At 61.9% G+C, this 18,703-nt stretch carries 19 protein-coding genes and 1 tRNA gene; 13 read left to right on the forward strand and 7 right to left on the reverse strand.

From position 1 onward, the window contains the following. Window positions 1-686: 686 nt before the first annotated feature. A complete protein-coding gene (locus tag BHD06_RS18320) occupies window positions 687-2,135 on the reverse strand; it encodes a site-specific integrase (RefSeq protein WP_080458422.1) in 1,449 nt (482 codons plus the stop codon). Between the two features lie 343 nt (window positions 2,136-2,478). On the opposite strand from BHD06_RS18320, the gene BHD06_RS18325 reads away from it, so the two are divergent. From BHD06_RS18325 to BHD06_RS18380, 12 genes are all read left to right on the forward strand, one after another. Then, window positions 2,479-3,732 carry a site-specific integrase gene (locus tag BHD06_RS18325; RefSeq protein WP_080458423.1) on the forward strand — a complete coding sequence of 418 codons (1,254 nt, stop codon included), beginning with the start codon at window positions 2,479-2,481 and terminating at the stop codon, window positions 3,730-3,732. Then, window positions 3,729-4,367, forward strand: coding sequence for a DUF2285 domain-containing protein (locus BHD06_RS23160; RefSeq protein WP_139784796.1), 639 nt, complete (start codon window positions 3,729-3,731; stop codon window positions 4,365-4,367). Before BHD06_RS18325 ends, BHD06_RS23160 begins: the two co-directional genes overlap by 4 nt. Window positions 4,368-4,441: 74 nt before the next feature. After that, on the forward strand, window positions 4,442-4,633 hold the full coding sequence (locus BHD06_RS18335; RefSeq protein WP_080458425.1) for an AlpA family transcriptional regulator: 192 nt from the start codon (window positions 4,442-4,444) through the stop codon (window positions 4,631-4,633). A 97-nt stretch (window positions 4,634-4,730) separates the two neighbouring features. Next, window positions 4,731-5,582 (forward strand): bifunctional DNA primase/polymerase, encoded by an 852-nt coding sequence (locus BHD06_RS18340; protein ID WP_080458426.1) that lies wholly within the window; start codon window positions 4,731-4,733, stop codon window positions 5,580-5,582. After that, on the forward strand, window positions 5,579-6,646 hold the full coding sequence (locus tag BHD06_RS18345) for a helicase RepA family protein (protein WP_080458427.1): 1,068 nt from the start codon (window positions 5,579-5,581) through the stop codon (window positions 6,644-6,646). Before BHD06_RS18340 ends, BHD06_RS18345 begins: the two co-directional genes overlap by 4 nt. A 203-nt stretch (window positions 6,647-6,849) precedes the next feature. Continuing rightward, window positions 6,850-8,370: a terminase large subunit domain-containing protein gene (locus BHD06_RS18350; RefSeq protein WP_080458428.1), complete on the forward strand. Its 1,521-nt coding sequence runs from the start codon at window positions 6,850-6,852 to the stop codon at window positions 8,368-8,370. After that, window positions 8,361-8,720, forward strand: coding sequence for a hypothetical protein (locus tag BHD06_RS18355; RefSeq protein WP_080458429.1), 360 nt, complete (start codon window positions 8,361-8,363; stop codon window positions 8,718-8,720). The genes BHD06_RS18350 and BHD06_RS18355 overlap by 10 nt, the downstream gene beginning before the upstream one ends. Continuing rightward, window positions 8,707-9,051 (forward strand): HNH endonuclease, encoded by a 345-nt coding sequence (locus BHD06_RS18360; protein WP_254892476.1) that lies wholly within the window; start codon window positions 8,707-8,709, stop codon window positions 9,049-9,051. The genes BHD06_RS18355 and BHD06_RS18360 overlap by 14 nt, the downstream gene beginning before the upstream one ends. Then, on the forward strand, window positions 9,045-10,298 hold the full coding sequence (locus tag BHD06_RS18365) for a phage major capsid protein (RefSeq protein WP_080458431.1): 1,254 nt from the start codon (window positions 9,045-9,047) through the stop codon (window positions 10,296-10,298). Before BHD06_RS18360 ends, BHD06_RS18365 begins: the two co-directional genes overlap by 7 nt. Next, a complete protein-coding gene (locus BHD06_RS18370; protein WP_080458432.1) occupies window positions 10,298-10,843 on the forward strand; it encodes an HK97 family phage prohead protease in 546 nt (181 codons plus the stop codon). Before BHD06_RS18365 ends, BHD06_RS18370 begins: the two co-directional genes overlap by 1 nt. A gap of 1 nt (window position 10,844) precedes the next feature. Then, window positions 10,845-11,387: a hypothetical protein gene (locus BHD06_RS18375; RefSeq protein WP_080458433.1), complete on the forward strand. Its 543-nt coding sequence runs from the start codon at window positions 10,845-10,847 to the stop codon at window positions 11,385-11,387. Next, window positions 11,384-12,436 (forward strand): phage portal protein, encoded by a 1,053-nt coding sequence (locus tag BHD06_RS18380; protein ID WP_080458434.1) that lies wholly within the window; start codon window positions 11,384-11,386, stop codon window positions 12,434-12,436. Before BHD06_RS18375 ends, BHD06_RS18380 begins: the two co-directional genes overlap by 4 nt. Window positions 12,437-12,999: 563 nt before the next feature. Here BHD06_RS18380 and BHD06_RS18385 read toward each other — a convergent pair. The 3 genes from BHD06_RS18385 to BHD06_RS18395 all read right to left on the reverse strand — a co-directional run bounded on the left by BHD06_RS18385 (window position 13,000) and on the right by BHD06_RS18395 (window position 14,485). Beyond that, window positions 13,000-13,449, reverse strand: a complete 450-nt coding sequence (locus BHD06_RS18385; protein WP_080458435.1) for a Panacea domain-containing protein — start codon at window positions 13,447-13,449, stop codon at window positions 13,000-13,002. A gap of 180 nt (window positions 13,450-13,629) precedes the next feature. Continuing rightward, window positions 13,630-13,704 (reverse strand) — tRNA-Asn (locus BHD06_RS18390). Window positions 13,705-13,879: 175 nt separating this feature from the next. Then, the gene (locus tag BHD06_RS18395; protein WP_080458436.1) at window positions 13,880-14,485 is read right to left on the reverse strand and encodes a LysE family translocator; all 606 of its coding nucleotides are present in this window, start codon (window positions 14,483-14,485) and stop codon (window positions 13,880-13,882) included. 82 nt (window positions 14,486-14,567) lie between these two features. Between BHD06_RS18395 and BHD06_RS18400 the strand changes: the two genes are divergently transcribed. Further along, window positions 14,568-15,011: an Lrp/AsnC family transcriptional regulator gene (locus BHD06_RS18400; protein ID WP_080458437.1), complete on the forward strand. Its 444-nt coding sequence runs from the start codon at window positions 14,568-14,570 to the stop codon at window positions 15,009-15,011. A 157-nt stretch (window positions 15,012-15,168) separates the two neighbouring features. On the opposite strand, the gene BHD06_RS18405 is transcribed toward BHD06_RS18400, so the two are convergent. Genes BHD06_RS18405 through dut form a run of 3 tightly spaced genes read right to left on the reverse strand, consistent with a single transcriptional unit; the run spans window position 15,169 to window position 18,693 of the window. Next, complete coding sequence (locus BHD06_RS18405; RefSeq protein ID WP_080458438.1) at window positions 15,169-17,181, reverse strand: M3 family metallopeptidase; 2,013 nt, start codon at window positions 17,179-17,181, stop codon at window positions 15,169-15,171. Further along, entirely contained in the window at window positions 17,159-18,238 is a 1,080-nt protein-coding gene (locus tag BHD06_RS18410; RefSeq protein ID WP_080458439.1) for a HesA/MoeB/ThiF family protein, read from the reverse strand. Before BHD06_RS18410 ends, BHD06_RS18405 begins: the two co-directional genes overlap by 23 nt. Next, entirely contained in the window at window positions 18,238-18,693 is a 456-nt protein-coding gene (dut, locus tag BHD06_RS18415) for a dUTP diphosphatase (RefSeq protein ID WP_080458440.1), read from the reverse strand. The genes BHD06_RS18410 and dut overlap by 1 nt, the downstream gene beginning before the upstream one ends. Between the last annotated feature and the right edge of the window lie 10 nt (window positions 18,694-18,703).

An 18,703-nucleotide genomic window follows, 5' to 3' on the forward strand; every position in this document is an offset into this window, starting at 1 on the left:
CCTGTCATCAGATTGAGAAACCCCAATCGTCAAACAGGTCAGCCAAATTACAAAATGCGCGCCGTCAGGATCGATTCAATACGCCAGCCACAAGCGCCATTGCCGCGCGAGCGGCTTCGTCCTTCCGCCCGATGCCCACCACTCACGCTTTCGTCCCGATTACCCGCCCCCCTTATCCTGCCGAAACTATGCACTAAAATTTAGACCACGATCTTTCCTCCTCCCTTACAACACGCACCTTGCCTTTCCCCTTGAGACCCTACCTTTCCACTTCCCCGACCTCAAAGCCATTATAGATTCCGACCGCAGGGCTTGCTTGCAAGCCTTGCCCTAACTCTTTGCGCCTCCCCGGATTCAGGCGTATAAAACCTGCGTGGATACACGCCGCAAAGCCGTGTAGTCAGCACGGCAAAAGAGGTTGATCGAACGTGAGCAGGCTATCGATCTTTGACCAGACGGGTTTCGTTTGGTTGCCGAATAAACACTGCGTCGGATGCTAAAACAGCATCCGGAAAAGCTATGCAGAGAGACAGACTATAGGTAGCTAAAGCTACCTCGTCCGCCCCTTACGCCGGGGGGGCGCTCCGTCTGTCCGTAAAACCATGCGGGGCATGTGTTTTACGAACAGACTGCGCGGCTGGCGTTGCCAGCCTTGCATGACGCCCTTGAGGGCGGAAGTGAAAGCCTCACGATGTTCGGGTGGTCTGTGACAACCGTTGATCGGGCCACGCGACCGGCAGCCACGGCAGCTGGCTGATCGCCTCGGCCTTTGCCGCAAGCGGGGTTGTTTCGCTATAGCGCTCGGTCGTCACGCTGTCGCCTGTATGGCCGAGGATATCCTTGATCACCCGCTCCGGCACAGTGCCCATATGCGTCAGCCGGGTCGTCACGTAATGCCGGAAGCTGTGGAAGGATTTCCTCTCCGACGCTTCGCCCAGCTGTTGTTCCTTGATTCGCCGGAACTTGTAGTCGATCTTGTCGCCAAGCTTGACATTCTTCGGGGTGCGCTGGTCCGCAAAGAGCATCCCGGCCCCTTCGGCCACCAACCTCTGCGCCTGCTCCAACAGCCCCAGATCCACCAGCTGCGGATGCAGCGGCACATCGCGCGTGGAGGCGAGGGTCTTGAGGCCTCGGATCCTGTTCGGCTTGATCCGGATCGTCGGGACCCCATCAACAAGCGCGATCTCGTCGGGCATCAGCCCTGCGATCTCTGCCCGCCGCGCGCCCGAAAGTGCAGCAATCACAGGCAGCCAATATAGCCCGTCTGGCACGATGACCTTACCGGGCTGATCCCATGAATTGCGGCGACTGCGGCCTTGCCAAACCGGATGCCGGAAAATCGCCTGAACGTCAGCCTCGGTGTAGGCCACCCGGACATCCCGGTCGCGTTGGCTCTTGCGCGGGCGCAGGGATGAGATGTCGATCAGGGTCAGGGAGTGATAACCTTCGCTCGCGCCCTTGGTCACGATCTGGCCGATATAGTTGAGGTTCCGGTGGATCGTAGCGTCGGAAAGACCCGGCTCGCGGGCTGGCTTTGCCTGTGCCTCCGCAAGAATTTGCTGAAGGCTTTTCCCCTTGTCCCTGGATGACTTGCGGTAGCTTTTGGGCAAAACCCGCAGCACGTCGACAAATTGTGCGACATGGGTTTGGCGCAGAGTGCGGATGTCGGTGATGCCGGTTGCTTCGGCAAACAGCTGGAACACCTTGCCCATCTGGGCGATGGTTTGGTCGCTGATCTTCTGCTGGGCCTTGAGCGCCGCGAACCGTTCCACCAGCGCCGACCATGCCGGATCGTAGGCGTTGACAGATGTGCTATCGACCGGAGGCGTGGCGATTGGGGGCGTGGTATCGGCCCGCCTGCGCGGCTCCGGCTGTAAAATGGCGTGATTGCGCGTCTCGCCGGTGATAATGCGTTCCAGACATGCCCGCGCATCCTCGCGCGACAGGCCATGAGCGGTCATATGTTCAAAGACATGATAGCTTTCGGCGGTGACGCTTGCACCGAGACGACGCGCGAGCAGCGGGTCATTCGTGCGCAGGCTGATTTGCAAGATCGTGCCGCCAAGACGGGCAGGCAGACGCCTGCGCCAGACATAGCTCGCACCGCGGCGGTAGAGATTGGATTGTCGTCCCATGGTAGCCCCTCAAAGGAGGCGGACCGGAACCCGGATTTGGCCATTTGGGATGTGATACGTATCACACCCACACAGAAATCACCCCTGAAAGAGTGATTTTACCAATACCATCAATTCGTTGGATGATTTTGGCTCCGGCGGTAGGGATCGAACCTACGACCAATTGATTAACAGTCAAGATTTGCGGTCAAACGTCACCTAACTTTGTAAAGCTATCGGTTCATGAAAATACCATACATAGAAAGTATTTACTTGAATGGTGAGCCTCTGATACTAACTTGGGGTAACGGTCGCAAACCGGCCAATTCGTTACCCCAGTGTTACCCCAGAGGGAAAATTGACTATGGCGAAGGCACTCACGACTAAGGCGATTGAAGCCGCGAAACCGGACGCTAACCGCCGCGAAATTCCTGACCCTTCGCTGTCCGGGCTTTATCTTGTGATCCAGCCAAGCGGGGTGAAATCCTGGGCCTTGCGCTACCGCTACGCGGGCAAGCCAAAGAAACTGACCTTGGGGCGCTGGCCTGTCATGGGATTGGCCGATGCGCGCGCCGCCGCAACTGATGCTATCGAGGCGGTGGAGCACGGCAACGATCCGAGCGCGGCGAAGAAGCGGACCAAGGCCGCGCGGATGGAAGCGCAGCTATCTGAGCGCGATAAGATCAAGACGCTGGTGGACCAATTCGGCAAGCGGCACCTATCCACCCTGAAATCCGGCGAAACGGTGAAACGCGAGTTGAACCGGCATGTGGTGGCGGTCTGGGGTGAGCGCGACATTCACGACATAGCCAAGCGTGACGTGATCGACCTGCTAGATGGGATAGCCGATAGCGGGCGTGTCGTGACCGCAAACCGGGTTCGGGCTTATCTGAACAAGTTTCTAAGCTGGTGTGTCGAGCGCGATATTATCGACCAATCCCCCGCGATGGGCGTCAAGCCGGTGGCCAAGGAGAAGAGCCGCGACCGCGTGTTGTCCGATGATGAAATCCGGTGGCTCTGGCAAGCCTGTGATCGGGAAGGCCAGCCGTGGGGGCACCTTGGCAAGATGCTGTTGCTGACCGGCCAGCGACTTGGCGAGGTTGTGAACATAACCGACCGCGAGGTTAGCGGTGATCTGTGGCACCTGAGCGCCGATAGGACAAAAAACGGGCGGGCGCATGACGTGCCGTTGTCAGAGGCCGCGCGGGACGTTCTGGGTGCGGTGGAGCGCGTCAAGGGCGATGCGGGCTATGTGTTCACCACAACCGGCGAAAGCGCCTTGCAAGGCTATCACAAGGGCCGCAATCATATCGCCAAACGCATGGCGGAGATTGCCAGCGACGAACGCGCCGAGCCGGTGGACATTCCGCATTGGACGTTTCACGATCTGCGCCGCACCGCTGCAACCGGCATGGCAAGGCTTGGCATTCCCGTGCGCGTGACTGAGGCGGTGCTAAACCATGTGAGCGGCACGGCAGGCGGCATTGTGAGCGTCTATCAAAGGCACGATTATGCAGATGAAAAGCGAGCCGCGCTTGACGCATGGGCGCGCGTTGTCGGTGATCTGGTGGACGGCCCAGCGGAGAACGTGGTGCGGATTGGCGAGGTCCGGGCGTGAATGAGTGGGGCATACCAAATTGGCTTGACCCATTCACCTATGGCGAAACAATCAATTGGACGCGCAATCGCTGGCGATGGGAGTTTTTGCGACGACGCGATGATGTGCGATCTGCCTTCGATGATGAAGCTGAAAACAGCTATTGCTACTGGTCGAAATTTGCAGGAAAAGAAGGGTTTCCCGTTGCGCATCTGCGCCCGGATCAACCCGGCTTTACTGCCATGCATCCGCTTGCCCGATCCTTGGGCTTGCCGCGCCTACCTAATCCGAGAATTGGAGAGCAGCCGTTTGATGTAATCGGATTTAGTGACTGGGCGGAAGGCGTGGCACAGTTTTATTCCGAAGAACCGCCTGAGGGATTTGAGCGTGTAGACTTTGATCTGAGCAAGCCCCTTGAACCTCAATTGGAATGTGCAAAACAATTGCTCAAGGAGATGCAACGCACCGCCCATGGCAAGGCTATTCAGAAGCGGCGGCATCCGACGAAATGGTTAACCTATCTGCGCATCCTAGACGGTAGAGAGGCAGGCGCATCGTGGGCAGAACTGACCGGCTTGCTGCCTTCCCGTAACGGAACGGAACAGGCGGCGCGGGACGCATGGCAACAAGCCGACGCTTTGCGATTTAATTTCTGATTTTCTTCCGCAATACCGGCAAGCTAATTCCTGTGAATATTGAGGGGCCTAACCTGTTCTAACGAGGTAGGCCCATGACTTCCAAATTGCTGACGGCGGCGGCGGTGCGCGATGCACTTGGCGGCGTCTCCGATATGACCCTCTGGCGCTGGCTGAATGACCCAGCGCTGAACTTCCCCAAGCCCATCTACATCGCCCGTCGCCGCTACTGGCGCGAAGCTGACGTTTCCGCATGGTTGGACGCTCAGGCTGAGGTAGCAGCATGAGCAATTATGAAACGAAAAACGCCGGGGCAGCGGCAACTGCACCCGACGCTAAGACCGTAATTGAAGCAGTCCAGCTTCCCCCGAAAGATAGCCCAGAATGGGCCGGAGCGCCAGCGATTATCCTGCGCCATTTCTGCGGGGTGGCGGCATGACCCGTATCCCGTTCAACATCTTCCCCGTTGGCCCGGACAAGGCCCCGCTTGTGGCAGGCTGGCAGGATAAGGCCACCCGCGACGGCTACACCATATCGCAATGGGAGGCCCACGGGGCTGTCGCATGGGGCATCCCATGCGGCGAGGCCAACGGCTTGTTTGTGATCGACTTGGACGTGGACAAGGCCACGGGCGAGCCGATGGGCGAGGCCAGCTTGAAGGCTCTGCCCCGCTACGCGGGCCTGCTGGATTGCGCGAACGTCTACACGCCCTCAGGTGGGCGGCACATCTATTGCCAGCACTTCAATGGTGCGCGCAACACGGCGAACAAGATCGGCCCCAAGATCGACACGCGCGGGCAAGGCGGCTACGTGGTCGCGCCTGGATCGTTTGTCGAGGGCGGTTCCTATCTAGGCCACTTCCCTGAGACGTTGCCCCCGGTCCCCATGGGTCTGCGGGCGATGCTGTTGCACACGCCCTCGGCACCGGTCCGAACCTTCGACCGCCTGACGCCCACGGGCGAGGTGGAGGAACTGCTGACCCACATCCCGGCGGATATGCCTTACGGCGATTGGGTGGCCGTGCTGATGGCCTTGCACGACCGTTTCAACGGCTCTGACGAAGGTTTCGCGCTGGCGGATCGGTGGAGCGCGACCGGATCGAAATACCGCAAGGGCGAGGTTGCCGCCAAGTGGCGCAGCTTCAAGCGTAGCGGTGTGTCCTGGGCAACCATCCCCGCGCTGGCCCGTCAAAACGGGGCTGACCTGTCCGACATTGCGCGGAGGTGGGCAGCATGACCGTGATTAACCTCAACATGAACGCTTCCCGCGCGTCCGAGATCGAAACCCGCCTTGTAAGCCTGTCAGAAATCGAGTCGGTGTTGACCAGCAACTACATGGTCAAAGGGTGGCTGGATCGGAATTGCCTTTCGATGCTCTACGGCCCGTCCAACGCGGGCAAGACGTTTGTTGCGCTGGACATTGCCATGCACATCGCGGCGGGCAAGCCTTGGCGCGGTCTACGGGTGAACGGCGGGCCGGTTCTCTACATCGCGGCTGAGGGCGGCGCGGGTATCCGCAACCGCCTTGCGGCGATCAAGCGTGACCGCCCGGAACTGGCGGCGGCACCCTTCACCCTTTTGCCTGTCGGGCTGGACCTGCACGGCCAAGGCGATGCAATGGCCGTCTGCGAGATCATGCCGGACGCTGACCCGGCGCTTGTGGTGATCGACACCTTGGCCCGGTCTATGGGCGTGGGCGATGAGAACACGGCCAAGGATGCGGCCATGTTCGTCCGTAACTGCGACCTGATCCGCGAGGCGACCGGCGCGCACGTCATGGTCATTCACCACACCGGCAAGGATGAGGACCGGGGCGCGCGTGGATCGTCTGCCCTGCGGGCGGCGGTGGATAACGAGATACAGGTTACAGCCGATTGGGAGATCATATCCCGCAAACAACGCGATCAAGAACCGCCTGAGCCGCTGCATTTCAAGCTGCGCGCTGTGGTGCTGGGCTGCGATGAAGATGGCGACCCCGTGACAAGCGCGGTGGTGGACGTGGCCGAACCGCCCAAGCCGGAACGCAAGCCGCTCAAGGGCAAGAATGAGGTGGCCATGCAGGCGCTATATGACGCTCTGCGCGACCACGGCGAGACCAAGAGCGGCAACCTGTATCCGTCCAACCGCAAGGTGGTGCATGTGGACTGCTGGCGGGAAGCCTGTGACGCCCACGGGCTGACCACGGGTGTGAGCGATAGCGCGGCCCGGACTGCATTCATGCGCGCCAAGACCAAGCTGATGGACATGGACGAGGTGCGCGAGTTTGGCGGCTATGTGTGGAGGGTGCAGGATGATGACTAACCGTCACAATCGTCACAGCCCGTCACAGTGCGTCACATGTGCAGGCCAGAATGACCGTCACAAACGTCACACAACACTAGGAAGTGTGACGGGTGTGACGCTGGCGAAGATGGCCGCTGGAATGGTCCCAATGCCCCTTTTTCTGAGTGGGCAGGAAACCGGCGGCATGACTTTTCTTTCGACACACACGGGAGGGCTGGCCGATGGCTAAGACTTCCACGCTGGTGAAACGGTTCTGCAAATCGCTCAAGGTTCCGACCGGGCGGCTGGCCGGGAACGAGATCAAGCTGGCCCCGTATCAGAACCAGTTTATCGAGGGCGCTTTCGGTGCTGACGTGAACGTGGGCGTTCTGAGTGTCGGGCGCGGCAACGGTAAGTCTGCGCTGTCTGCGATGCTCTGCGCGGGCGAATTGCTGGGCGCGTGGTCTGACGCGGCTGAGCGGGAAATCATCATCGCGGCCCGGACCCAAGAGCAAGCCAAGATTGCGTGGAACTACACGGCCAGCTTTATCCAAACCTTGCCTGAGGATGTGCAAGAGAACATCACGATCCGGCGGCAACCCCGGTTTGAAATCCAGTATGACGATCACAACGGCCCGCAGCACATTCTCAAGGCAATCTCTGCGGACGGCAAAAGCGCGCTTGGCTCAAGCCCTACGCTCTGCGTCTTAGACGAACGCGGCCACTGGCCCTTGGCGGCGGGTGACGAACTTGAGGCGGCGTTGCTGACAGGTCTGGCCAAGCGCGACGGCAAGGCCCTGATTATCAGCACCTCGGCCAGCAATGACATGCACCCCTTTTCGCTCTGGCTGGATCGGGATGCACCCGGCGTTTACCGGCAGGAACATCGCCCCACACCGGGCTTGCCTGTCGATGATGTGGAAAGCCTTCAAATCGCTAACCCCGGTTCCAAGTATGGGATCGGCCCCACGCTGACACGGCTGAAACAGGACGCGGCGCTGGCGATGGAACGGGGCGGTTCTGCGCTGTCGCGGTTCCGCCTGCTGACCCGCAACGAACGGGTGGCTGAGGATAATCGGGACGCGCTGCTGACGCTGGACGAATGGCTGGCCTGCGAAACCGACGATCTGCCCCCGCGCCAAGGTCAGGTGGTGATCGGGCTGGATCAAGGTCAATCGGCATCCATGACGGCGGCGGCGTTTCTGTGGCCTGAGACGGGGCGGCTTGAGGCGTTCGGCGCGTTCGGGACGCAACCGACCCTTGAGGCCCGTGGGCAGGCTGACGCGGTGGGTGATCTGTATTCGATTATGCACAAGCGGGGTGAGCTGCTGCTGATGGGCGACCGCACGGTGCCGCTGGCGCAATTCCTGCGGGCAATGCTGGGCAAGGTGGAAGGCGAGAACATCGCGGCCATTGTCTGCGACCGCTTCAAGCAAAGCGAGATTGCGGACGGGCTGGACGCTATCGGCAACCGCGCCCCGGTGATCTGGCGGGGCATGGGATTCCGCGACGGGGGCGAGGATGTGGAGCGGTTCCGCCGCGCCGTATTCGACGGGAAGGTGGCCACCTCGGCCAACTACCTGCTGCGACATGCGATGGCTGAGGCGGCGGTGCAAATCGACCCGGCGGGTAATTCCAAAATCACGAAGGGGCGCAGTATGGGCCGGATCGACGCGGCATGTGCTGCGGTTCTGGCCGTTGCTGAGGGCGCTCGGATCATGGGCCGACCGGCCCGCAAAGCGGGGAGGCTGGCATGGGGCTGACTGAGACGGCAACACGATTGATTGCGAAATATGGACAAGCGGCTGAGGTCCTGCGGCCCGGTGAAGGCACAACGGACGGTTTCGGGGGATACATCCCCGGCCCGGACACGGCACACCCCGGCACGGCTATGGTGGCGACCTTCACTGTGAACGAGGAATTTATTGCCGCTGGCCTGATGGATGTGGGCGATCAACGGGTGCTGGTGTCTGTCGATGGGCTGACGATCACGCCTGAAACGACCGACAAACTGCGGATCGGCACGACCACGCTCGGCATTGTCCGGGTGGTCCCCCATGCCCCCGGCGGCACCCTCTATTTCTGGGAGGTGCAAGCCCGTGACCTCGTTTAAGCGCAAAGAGCATATCCGGCACTCGGCCAAGGTCACGCGCGGCCCGCGCTGGCGCGCTCTGCGGATGCAGGCGCTGGACCGTGATGGCTGGGCCTGCGTTCAGTGCGGCACACGCAAGCGGCTTGAGTGCGACCACGTTCTGCCCGTCAGGACGCACCCCGAACTCGCCTACACCCTGAGCAATTTACAGATTTTGTGCGGTGCCTGTCACACGCGCAAAACCCGAATTGAGGTGGGGCACAAGCCCCTGACCCCAAAGCGCCAACAATGGCGCGACCTGCTGCGCGACATGCAGCGCAACCCGTCGAGCATAGGAGAAACATCATGCTGACATCGAAGAAACTGGAACTGCGCCGGTCTGAAATCCGGCAATCTCTGGCCCAACTGGCCAACATCGAAAACCCGTCTGAGGACGAGGTGCGCAAGATGGGCGATCTGGATACGGAATACCGTGCCAAGGAAACCCAATATCGCGCGGCCCTTGTGTCTGAGGACGACGAACGCCGGGAAGCGGGGGCCGAACTGGAAACCCGCTCTGACAAGGAATGGGCCGAAATGGCTGGCCGGTTCGAGGTGCGCCAAGTCGCCTTGGCTCTGGACGAAGGCCGCAAGCTAGACGGCGCGACCGCTGAAATGGTGGAAGAACTGCGCAACGTCGGCGGGTTCCAAGGCATCCCGGTTCCGCTTGAGGCTCTGGAAACCCGTACTGGCGAAACGCTGGCGGGCGGTGTTCCTGACCCCGTGCGAACCATGCCGACGATCGACCGCATTTTCGCCAATTCCAGCGCCACGCAAATGGGGTGCCGGATGATTAACGTGGGCGTGGGCGAGGTCGAATACCCCGTGGCCACTGGCGGCGCGCAACCGGGCTGGGCTGGGTCTGAGACTGGCGACGTTCCGGGGCCGCAAGCCTACACCACGGTGGACCGCCCGATGAAGCCGGATCAAACGTTGGGCGTTCAAATGAAGATCACCCGCAAGGCGCTGAAACAGGCGGGCGCGGGCCTTGAGCAAGCGGTGCGGCGCGACATGAGCGCGGCAATCCAGCAAGAGACGGATCGGGCCATTTTCCTCGGCTCGGGATCTTCGGGCGAGCCGCTGGGCATCTTTCCCGGCGCTTCCGCCTACGGCATCACCGAAACCGCAATCGACGCGGCGGCGTCTTATGCAGCGTTCCGGGCGGCGGCGGTGCGGTTCATGACGGCAAACGCGGCTAACAGTCTTGGCGCGGTTAATCTGCTGCTGCGCCCTGAAGTGTTCGACGGCATGGATGAACTGATTAGCGGTCTGGCAATCTCGGAATGGGATCGGCTGGTTGCCAAGATGGGCAAGGTTGTGCTGACCACGAATGGCATCACGGCCCCGGCTGGTGGCCCCCCTGTCGAGTCCAAGTCGCTGTTGACCACGACCACGAACGGCGTGGCCCCGGTGTTCTGCGGCATGTGGGGCGCGGTGGACGTGATCCGCGATCCGTATTCCGACGCCAAGTCTGGGCAACTGCGGCTGACCGCTTTGACGACCATGGACGTGACCGTGGCCCGTGGGGTGCAGCTTGAAATCCTGACCGGGGTGCAGTGATGCTTTGGGGTGGTTCGCTAGGCGGGCTTGAGGTTCGCCAAGAGGGCGAGGCGGTGCGCGTGGCGGGCCGCTTCCCCTATGACACCCGGACGGAACTTGCGCCGGGATACTTTGAAACCATTGCGCGGGGGGCCTTTGCGTCCCGCGTGAACTCTGACGACGATCTGCATTTTCTGAGCGGTCACGACTTTGAAAAGCCGCTGGCCAGCCGCAAGGCCGGGACGCTTGAGGTGCGCCAGGACGATGGCGCTCTGATCTTCGAGGCCACGGTTGCGGGCAACACGACATGGGCGCGGGACTTTCTTGCGGCCCATGAGGCGGGCTTGATCCGGGGGCTTTCACCGGGCTTTCGCGTGTCCAAGGGCGGCGAACGTGTCACCCGCGACGGCGACGTGGTGCATCGCAAGATCGTGGACGCGGCGCTGGTGGAAGTCTCGGCGGTCACGCGCGGGGCCTATCCCTCGGCGCAAATCGAGGCGCGAAACTGGGAGGCTGGTCAATTCATCCGTGCCCCCGTTCCGGCCGCAATGCGGTGGAGGGCCTGACATGACTGACCTGTTGCAAGAGACTGAGGCAACCCCGGCCAGCTATCCCGCCAGCCCGTCCGGGCTATCGACCCCGGCGGCGGCGCTGGATGCTGAAATGATCTGGGAGCGGATCGAGGCATACACCCGGACCCGCTACACGGCCCGCGAGGTGGTGTGGACTGTCGAGGGTGGCGAGGGTGAGAACTGGACGCCCCCGCTGTCGCCTGTCGCGTCTCACACGGCTGAGAAATGGGAAAGCGGCGCATGGGTATCCACGGCACTACCTGACGGCCCTGTGGGCCTGTGCCTGCCCTCTGACGGCGTGTTCAAGGTCACGGCGCAAGTGGGCGCTGGCGACCCGCCTAGGGCTGTCTCTGAGGCGTTCCGGCGGCTGGCCGAATACATGGCCGACGATACCGACCGGGCGGGCGTGTCCAGCTACAGCGTCAACATGGGTGGCGCGATCCAAGAAAGCTATCAGCGCAGCGCGGCCCATGCGGCCCGTGCGCTTCAAAACAGCGGGGCGGCTGATTTGCTGCGCCCATATCGGAGGCAGAAATGATCTGGCCATTCAAACGCAAGACTGAGACGCGCGCGGCATCCTCGGCGGGATACTCTGCGCAAATGATCCACGCCCGGACGGCCTACATCACCGGCACGGGCGGACGGGCCGAACTGACGGCAACGGTGCAGGGGGCGGTCACGCTCTGGGAAAACGGCTTGTCTGTTGCTGACGTGGACGGCACCGACCTGCTGACCAAGCGGACGCTGGCCATGGCGGGCCGGATGCTTGCCCTGCGGGGCGAGGCGCTTTTCTACATCACCGACGACATGCTTATCCCGGTGTCGGATTGGGATTTGTCCACCCGTCTGTCGCGGCCCACGGCCTACCGCCTGACTTTGCCCGATGTGGGCGGCGGCAAGACCATGACCGCGCTGGCGGGCGAGGTGCTGCACTTTCGGATCGGCGCGGATGCAACACAACCGTGGTACGGGACGGCCCCGCTTAAGCGGGCCAGTCTTTCGGCTGACCTGCTGGAAATCATCGAGCGGGCGCTTGTCGAGGTGTATGGGGACGCCCCGCTGGGATCGTCCATCGTGCCAATGCCTGAGACACCCGAAACCGACCTTACGGACATTGCACGGGGCTTTCGTGGATCACGGGGCCGGGTGCTGGTGCGAGAATCGGTGCAGGTGCAGGCGGCGGGTGGACCGGCCCCGGCGCAAGACTGGCGGGCCAATGATCTGACGCCCAAGCTGGACGACGCGCTGATGGACAAGACGCTGGATCAAGCCCGCGACCAAATTAACGGCGCGTTTGGCATCCTGCCCGGATTGAACAACGCGGCCACGACCGGCCCCATGGTCAGGGAAGCGCAACGCCACCTTTGCCAATGGGCCTTACAACCGATGGCTGAGGCCATGGCGGAAGAAGCGACCGACAAGCTGGGATCGATCGTCACGCTGGACACGCTGCGACCGTTGCAAGCCTTCGATGCTGGTGGACGGGCGCGGGCGGCTGTCGGGATCGTGCAAGCCTTGGCGGCGGCGAAGGAGGCGGGAGTTGATGCTGATACCGTGATGAAGCTGGTGGGGTGGGGCGATGAATAAAGAGATCAAACCCGGCGAGTTTTAGCGGCCATTGCCAGCCAGTTAGGCGGGCTTTCTCCGCCATGATCAGCGCTCTGGCGGAAGCGCAGGAGGCACGGATTGATCCGCGGCCAATTCTGCACATGCTAAATCAAGGATAAAGCGCATGATTAACGTCGAGCCAAATAATGTAAAAGACGTTATCAATCATTATTCCATGGACGCGGCCATGAGCATTGGCAGTTAGGCAAAATTGCCATCCTTGGTATTCACGAAGCTGTTCATTCAGATGCGTGAACCCGTCGGGACGGGCTGTTCGAGGCCATTCATGTGTGTGGATTCGTAAGGATCTGTCCCCCCGTGATGAGCGAAACTCTGTCTCGGTCATCTGAGACACGCCAGCAAGACGACTCATAAGGGTTGCAGTATAACCCTCTGGGTAATTACAAGGACATAGTTCTTCGTCCGCGTCATCGAAAAGTGCAAATGAAAAGAGAACCTTGCCATCATGCGGCGGTCTTTTCTTAATTTGATCGTCTGTAGGCGCAAGATGCCGCTTCTTAATTTTACCGGCCAAGGAAATCTCAATTCAACGAAGCATAGAACGATTGCATCGTTTCCTTGCGGATTACGTTTCTGGAGGCTTCGTGAGGCGGCAGTTCCCCGCGCGCTTCCAGCCAAGGCGCTTCCTCATGAGTCATGCGCTCAAGCGCAACGGCGCTTTCCACTCCGAAAACGTCCATCACCTCGTCAAGGTGAGTGCGCACTCCTTCGGGAACCTCTGGGCGTGGCACTTGATGGACAATCGGTTGCCACCGATAGTCTCTAAAACGTCCGAATTGGGATGTCAGCACGGGGCCATGCACCCATGCTTGAAAATCTTCTTCAATCAAAGGTTCACCATGAAGTGCAAGCCACCACGCCTGCGCATAGTAGCAAAGCTTCTGGAGTTTCAGGTGTGTGAGCGCTTCGCCACGATAGCGCGCTTCGCACAAGAGATAGTCAGCAAGCTGATTCGCTGTGAGATATGCCATCTTTCCCCCCTTACCTGATAAGCTGCGTTCGGAGCGATAAAATCATCATTCCGTTAAAAATCAGATAGTGTATCGCCCCAGAAAAAGCAAGGCGCGTTACCCCAAACGTTACCCCTGACCAAATGAGAAAAGCCCCCTTACGGGGGCTTGCTCTTAACTCACTGTTCTTTCAGGGTTTTTTGGCTCCGGCGGTAGGGATCGAACCTACGACCAATTGATTAACAGTCAACTGCTCTACCGCTGAGCTACGCCGGAACACGCCTCGCGCTATAGCAATCCGGTTTGGGAAGGTCCAGAGGGTTTGTGACAAAAACTTTGTCTGTTTCAAATGATCCGGACCGTTCTTTGCACCCCGGGGTTTAGGCCGGAACAAATGTCGAATGCACCTTACATGATGGCCCGGGGCGCGCGAATTGCGGGCCCGGCACGATCAGCCCGCAGGCCAGAGAACCGGCACGAGCGTTGCCACCAGCAGCGCCGCCATGACCCGGTTGAACAGCCGGAGCCGTCCGGGGCTCTTCAGCAGGCGTCGCACCTGCTGTCCCAGCACTGTCCAGCTTGTCGTGCTGATCGTCGACATCGCCACATAGACCCCTGCAACCCACAGCACCGCTGCCAGATCACGCCCTGTGGCGTAAAGCGTGATCGCCGAGAGTGCCATGCTCCAGGCCTTGGGGTTGACCCACTGGAATGCCGCCGATTGCAAGAAGGTGAGCGGCGTGCCCTCCGCCTGCTCCGTCGCCGCTCTGGGCGGTGCGGCATGGGCGATCTTCCAGGCGAGCCACAGCAGATAGGCCACCGACACGGCCTTGAGCAGCGTATAGCTGAGCGGCCAGAGATCAAAGACCCGCATCACCCCCAGACCCACGCAAAACACCATCAGCGGAAAGCCCAGCCCGATCCCCAGCATATGCGGGATGGTCCGAACAAAACCGAAGTTTGTCCCCGACGCCATCAGCATCAGGTTATTGGGTCCGGGCGTAATGACCGTGACAAGGGCAAAGGTGGCGAGGGCGGCAAGAAGATCCGGTGTCATACCTGCACCCATATGCGATCTATGGCGCGTTTGAATTGCGTTTTATTGTGATTTATTCTGATCTGTGCAATCACTGATCTCTATGGACCAGATCAGCGAGCGAATATTGCAAGAGCTGACACGCAATGGACGGATCAGCAATCTTGACCTCGCCGACCGGGTGGGTCTCTCGCCCTCGGCCTGCCTGCGCCGGGTGCAGGATCTCGAACGGCGCGGCGTCATCGCCGGGTATCGCGCGGTGCTTGATCGCGCAGCACTCGGGGTGGGTTTCACCGCCTATATCACCGTCGGCCTCAACAGCCACACCAAGGCCAGCCAGGAGGCGTTCGAGCGCGCCATGACCCGCGCGCCCGAAGTGGTGGAGTGCCACAATACCACCGGTGCGGTGGAATACCTGCTGCGCGTCGAGATGGCCGATCTGCCCGTCTACAAGAGCTTTCACACCGAGGTGCTCGGCACCCTGCCGCAGGTCAACGCGATCACCTCCTATGTCGTGATGGGCTCGCCCAAGGACGCACGCGGCTGATCCCGAAAAATGAAAGGGGGCCGTTGGGTCGGCCCCTCGATCATTCCTGCCATCGTTAGCCGTATGGTCCGCTTGGGGTGCGGGTCACTCTAAGATATAGTCGGGCCAAGGGCGAGCCGTCAACTGGAAGTGATTCGCGGGCCGTCATTCTTCCACGTCAGGCCGCCAACCCGCGCCCGCGCAAGAGCGCCTCGACCCCCGGCAACCGCCCCCGGAACGAGGAATAGAGCTCTGCCGGGTCCGCCGATCCGCCTTTTGACAGGATATGCCGCTCCAGCGCCCGCGCCTGCTCGGCGTCGAACGCCCCCCCCGCCTCCTCGAAGGCGGCGAAGGCATCGGCATCCATCACCTCGGACCACATGTAGCTGTAATAGCCGCTGGAATAGCCGTCGCCGGAAAACACATGCGCGAAATGCGGGCTTGCGTGGCGCATGGTGATGGCATGCGGCAGGCCCAACCGGTCCAGCACATCGCGCTGCGCCGCCATCAGATCCTCGGGCGGCGTGCCCTCGTGAAACGCCAGATCGACCAGCGCCGAGGCCACGTATTCCACCGTCTGGAACCCCATGTCGTAGGTCGTGGCGGCAAGCAGCCGCTCCAGCATCTCGGGTGGCATCGCCGCGCCGGTCTCGACATGGGTGGCGTAGCGCTCCAACACCTCCGGCACCTCCAGCCAATGCTCATAGAGCTGGCTCGGCAGTTCCACGAAATCACGCGCCACCGAGGTGCCCGACAGGCTCTCGTAACTCACATCCGACAGCAGGTGATGCAGCGCATGGCCGAATTCATGGAACAGCGTGCGCGCGTCGTCATAGCTCAGCAGCGCCGGATCGCCCTTGGCGAAATTGCACACGTTGATCACCACGGCCCCCTGCACCTGCGGGACTTTGGCTTGCCCACGCATCGACGAGCACCACGCGCCCGAGCGTTTGGAGCCGCGCGCGAAATAGTCCCCGATGAAGACCGCCACATGCCGCCCGTGTCGCGTCACCTCCCACGCCCGGCAATCGGAATGGTAGAGCGGGATGTCCATCGGCGTGAATTCCAGCCCGAACAGCCGATTGGCACAACCGAACGCCGCCTCGATCATCGCATCGAGCGAGAGATAGGGCTTGAGCGCCGCCTCATCGAGATCATGCTCCGCCTGCCGCCGCTTCTCGGAATAATAGCGCCAGTCCCACGGCTCAAGATCGCCGTTGATCCCATCGGCGCGCATCATCGCGGTCAGTGTGTCCGCATCGGCCTCGGCCTGCGTGCGGGCTGGCTCCCATACCGCCATCAGCAAATCGCGCACGGCGTCGGGCGTCTTCGCCATCTCGGTTTCCAGCTTGTAGGCGGCGAAACTCTCATAGCCCAAAAGCGCCGCGCGCTCGGCACGCAGGCGCAATATCTCCTCGGCAATGGCGCGGTTGTCGGTCTCACCCCCCCTTGCCCCACGCGAGATCCAGGCCTCGAACGCCTTTCGGCGCAGGCCGCGGCGGGGCGAGAATTGCAGGAACGGCACGATGAGCGAGCGCGACAGCGTGATCACCGGGCCATCCGCCCCCTTCTCCTGCCCCGCTGCGCGGGCCGCGCGGATCACGAACTCCGGCAACCCCTCCAGATCACCCTCCGAAAGCGCCATATGCCAGCTCGCCTCATCCGCCAGCAGGTTCTGCGTGAAGGCCGTGCCCAGTTCCGCCAGCCGCGCCATGATCGCGCGCATGCGTTTGTCTTGCTCACCGGTCAGAGCCGCGCCCGCCCGGCGAAACGCGCGATGCGTCAGCATCAAGAGGCGCTGCTGCTCTGGCGTCAGGCTCAGCGTCTCGCGCGCCTCCCACACAGCCTCAACCCGCGCGAACAGCGCTTTGTTGCCATAAAGCTCCGAGGAATAGGCCGCCAGCTTCGGGCCAAAATCGCGCTGCAATTCCTGCCGCCTCGGGTTGCTGTCCGCCCCCGCCACGGTGAAAAACACCGACAGCACGCGGTCGAGCGCCTTGCCCGACGCCTCCAGCGCCTCAATGGTGTTGGCGAAGGTCGGCGCGTTGGAGTTCTCGGCAATCGCCGCCACCTCAACCCGCGCCTTGTCCATCGCAACTTCAAATGCGGGGGCAAAATTCTCGTCCGAAATCGCATCGAACGGGGCAAGGGCAAAGGGCGTGTTCCACTCAGCCAGCAATGGGTTGGTCATGTTTCTCTCCTTTATCGCCGCAGATCGGACAATCCGCGCGGCGGCTCACCGCGATCTTGCGGCTCTCGCCATAAAGCGCGTCGTAAATCAGCATCTCCCCGCGCAAGCTTTGCCCCGCCCCGGTGATCAGCTTCACCGCCTCGGCGGCCATCATCGCACCGACCACACCGGGCAAGGGGCCCAGCACCCCCGCCTCGGCACAGGACGGCGCAAGACCGGGCGCGGGCTCCTCGGGGAAAATGCATTGGTAGCAGGGCGCGCCGTGGGCGGGGTCGAAAACGCTCAACTGCCCCTCCCATTGCGACATCGCGCCGGAAATCAGCGGTTTGCCCTGCGCAACAGCGGCGGCATTGACCAGATAACGCGTCTCGAAATTGTCGGTGCCATCAAGGATCAGATCGTAGTCGGCAAAGAGGTCCTCGGCGATCTCCGCGCTCAGTCGCCGCTGATAGGGGCGCACCGCCACAGCGGGGTTCTGCCTCTGCATCGCGGCCATGGCCGATTGCACTTTCGGCAGGCCGATATCGGCATCGCGGTGGATCACCTGCCGTTGCAGGTTGGAATTATCGACCTCGTCATCGTCTATCACGCCAATGGTCCCGACCCCCGCCGCCGCGAGATACAACAGTACCGGCGAGCCGAGACCCCCTGCGCCGATCACCAGTACCCGCGCTTCTTTCATCGCCTTCTGCCCCGGCCCGCCGATCTCGCGCAGAACGATATGGCGGGCATAGCGGCTCAGTTCGGCCTCGGTGAAAAGCGGCTTGGGCACGGTGTCCGCCCCTGCCTCTGCCTCGCGCCGCCCGGCCCGGGCACGCAACGCCCCCAGCCCGGCGCGATAGACCAGCACCAGTGCCGCACCCCCGCCGATCATCAACCAAAGCGCCGCGCTCTCGCCCGTGGCGAGCCGGATGGAATGTCCTGAGGGCAAGACCAGATGCGCCAACGTGACCCCGGCCCACAGCCCGGCGATCATCCCCCAACGTAACCGCCGGGGTGTGCCCATCGCCGCCCCGATGCCCCAGAGCACCGCCGCCATCACCAGAACCAGCAGCATCAACGCACCCCGGTGGAGCCAAAGCCCCCCGCGCCACGCGCGGTGGCCTCCAGGCTCTCGACCACCTCGAACCGCGCCTGCACCACCGGGGCCACGACCATCTGCGCGATCCGCGCGCCATGCTTTACCTCGAACTGCTCCTCGCCCGCATTCATCACGATCACGCCAAGCGGGCCGCGATAATCGCTGTCGATGGTGCCGGGGCTGTTTGGCAGCGTGATCCCGTGTTTCAGCGCCAGCCCCGAACGCGGCCGCAATTGTACCTCATATCCCGCAGGCACCATGAGCCGCAGCCCCGTCGGCACCAGTGCCCGCACGCCCGGAGCCAGCATCACCGCGCCCCGATCGGGAAAATTCGCGCGCAGGTCGGCCCCCGCCGCCCCGTCCGTTTCGTAGGCAGGCAGACCCAGGGAACGATCCGCCCCCTCCTCCCATTGAAACGCGACGGTCAGCATGTACGGCCCT

This window comes from Roseovarius sp. A-2, assembly GCF_002072155.1.
Classification (GTDB): domain Bacteria; phylum Pseudomonadota; class Alphaproteobacteria; order Rhodobacterales; family Rhodobacteraceae; genus Roseovarius.

Coding starts and splice junctions, on each gene's coding strand:
- BHD06_RS18320 (WP_080458422.1), bottom strand. CDS start 2,135: ATGGGACGACAATCCAATCTCTACCGCCGCGGTGCGAGCTATGTCTGG.
- BHD06_RS18325 (WP_080458423.1), top strand. CDS start 2,479: ATGGCGAAGGCACTCACGACTAAGGCGATTGAAGCCGCGAAACCGGAC.
- BHD06_RS18335 (WP_080458425.1), top strand. CDS start 4,442: ATGACTTCCAAATTGCTGACGGCGGCGGCGGTGCGCGATGCACTTGGC.
- BHD06_RS18340 (WP_080458426.1), top strand. CDS start 4,731: ATGGGCCGGAGCGCCAGCGATTATCCTGCGCCATTTCTGCGGGGTGGC.
- BHD06_RS18345 (WP_080458427.1), top strand. CDS start 5,579: ATGACCGTGATTAACCTCAACATGAACGCTTCCCGCGCGTCCGAGATC.
- BHD06_RS18350 (WP_080458428.1), top strand. CDS start 6,850: ATGGCTAAGACTTCCACGCTGGTGAAACGGTTCTGCAAATCGCTCAAG.
- BHD06_RS18355 (WP_080458429.1), top strand. CDS start 8,361: ATGGGGCTGACTGAGACGGCAACACGATTGATTGCGAAATATGGACAA.
- BHD06_RS18365 (WP_080458431.1), top strand. CDS start 9,045: ATGCTGACATCGAAGAAACTGGAACTGCGCCGGTCTGAAATCCGGCAA.
- BHD06_RS18370 (WP_080458432.1), top strand. CDS start 10,298: ATGCTTTGGGGTGGTTCGCTAGGCGGGCTTGAGGTTCGCCAAGAGGGC.
- BHD06_RS18375 (WP_080458433.1), top strand. CDS start 10,845: ATGACTGACCTGTTGCAAGAGACTGAGGCAACCCCGGCCAGCTATCCC.
- BHD06_RS18380 (WP_080458434.1), top strand. CDS start 11,384: ATGATCTGGCCATTCAAACGCAAGACTGAGACGCGCGCGGCATCCTCG.
- BHD06_RS18385 (WP_080458435.1), bottom strand. CDS start 13,449: ATGGCATATCTCACAGCGAATCAGCTTGCTGACTATCTCTTGTGCGAA.
- BHD06_RS18395 (WP_080458436.1), bottom strand. CDS start 14,485: ATGACACCGGATCTTCTTGCCGCCCTCGCCACCTTTGCCCTTGTCACG.
- BHD06_RS18400 (WP_080458437.1), top strand. CDS start 14,568: ATGGACCAGATCAGCGAGCGAATATTGCAAGAGCTGACACGCAATGGA.
- BHD06_RS18405 (WP_080458438.1), bottom strand. CDS start 17,181: ATGACCAACCCATTGCTGGCTGAGTGGAACACGCCCTTTGCCCTTGCC.
- BHD06_RS18410 (WP_080458439.1), bottom strand. CDS start 18,238: ATGCTGCTGGTTCTGGTGATGGCGGCGGTGCTCTGGGGCATCGGGGCG.
- dut (WP_080458440.1), bottom strand. CDS start 18,693: ATGCTGACCGTCGCGTTTCAATGGGAGGAGGGGGCGGATCGTTCCCTG.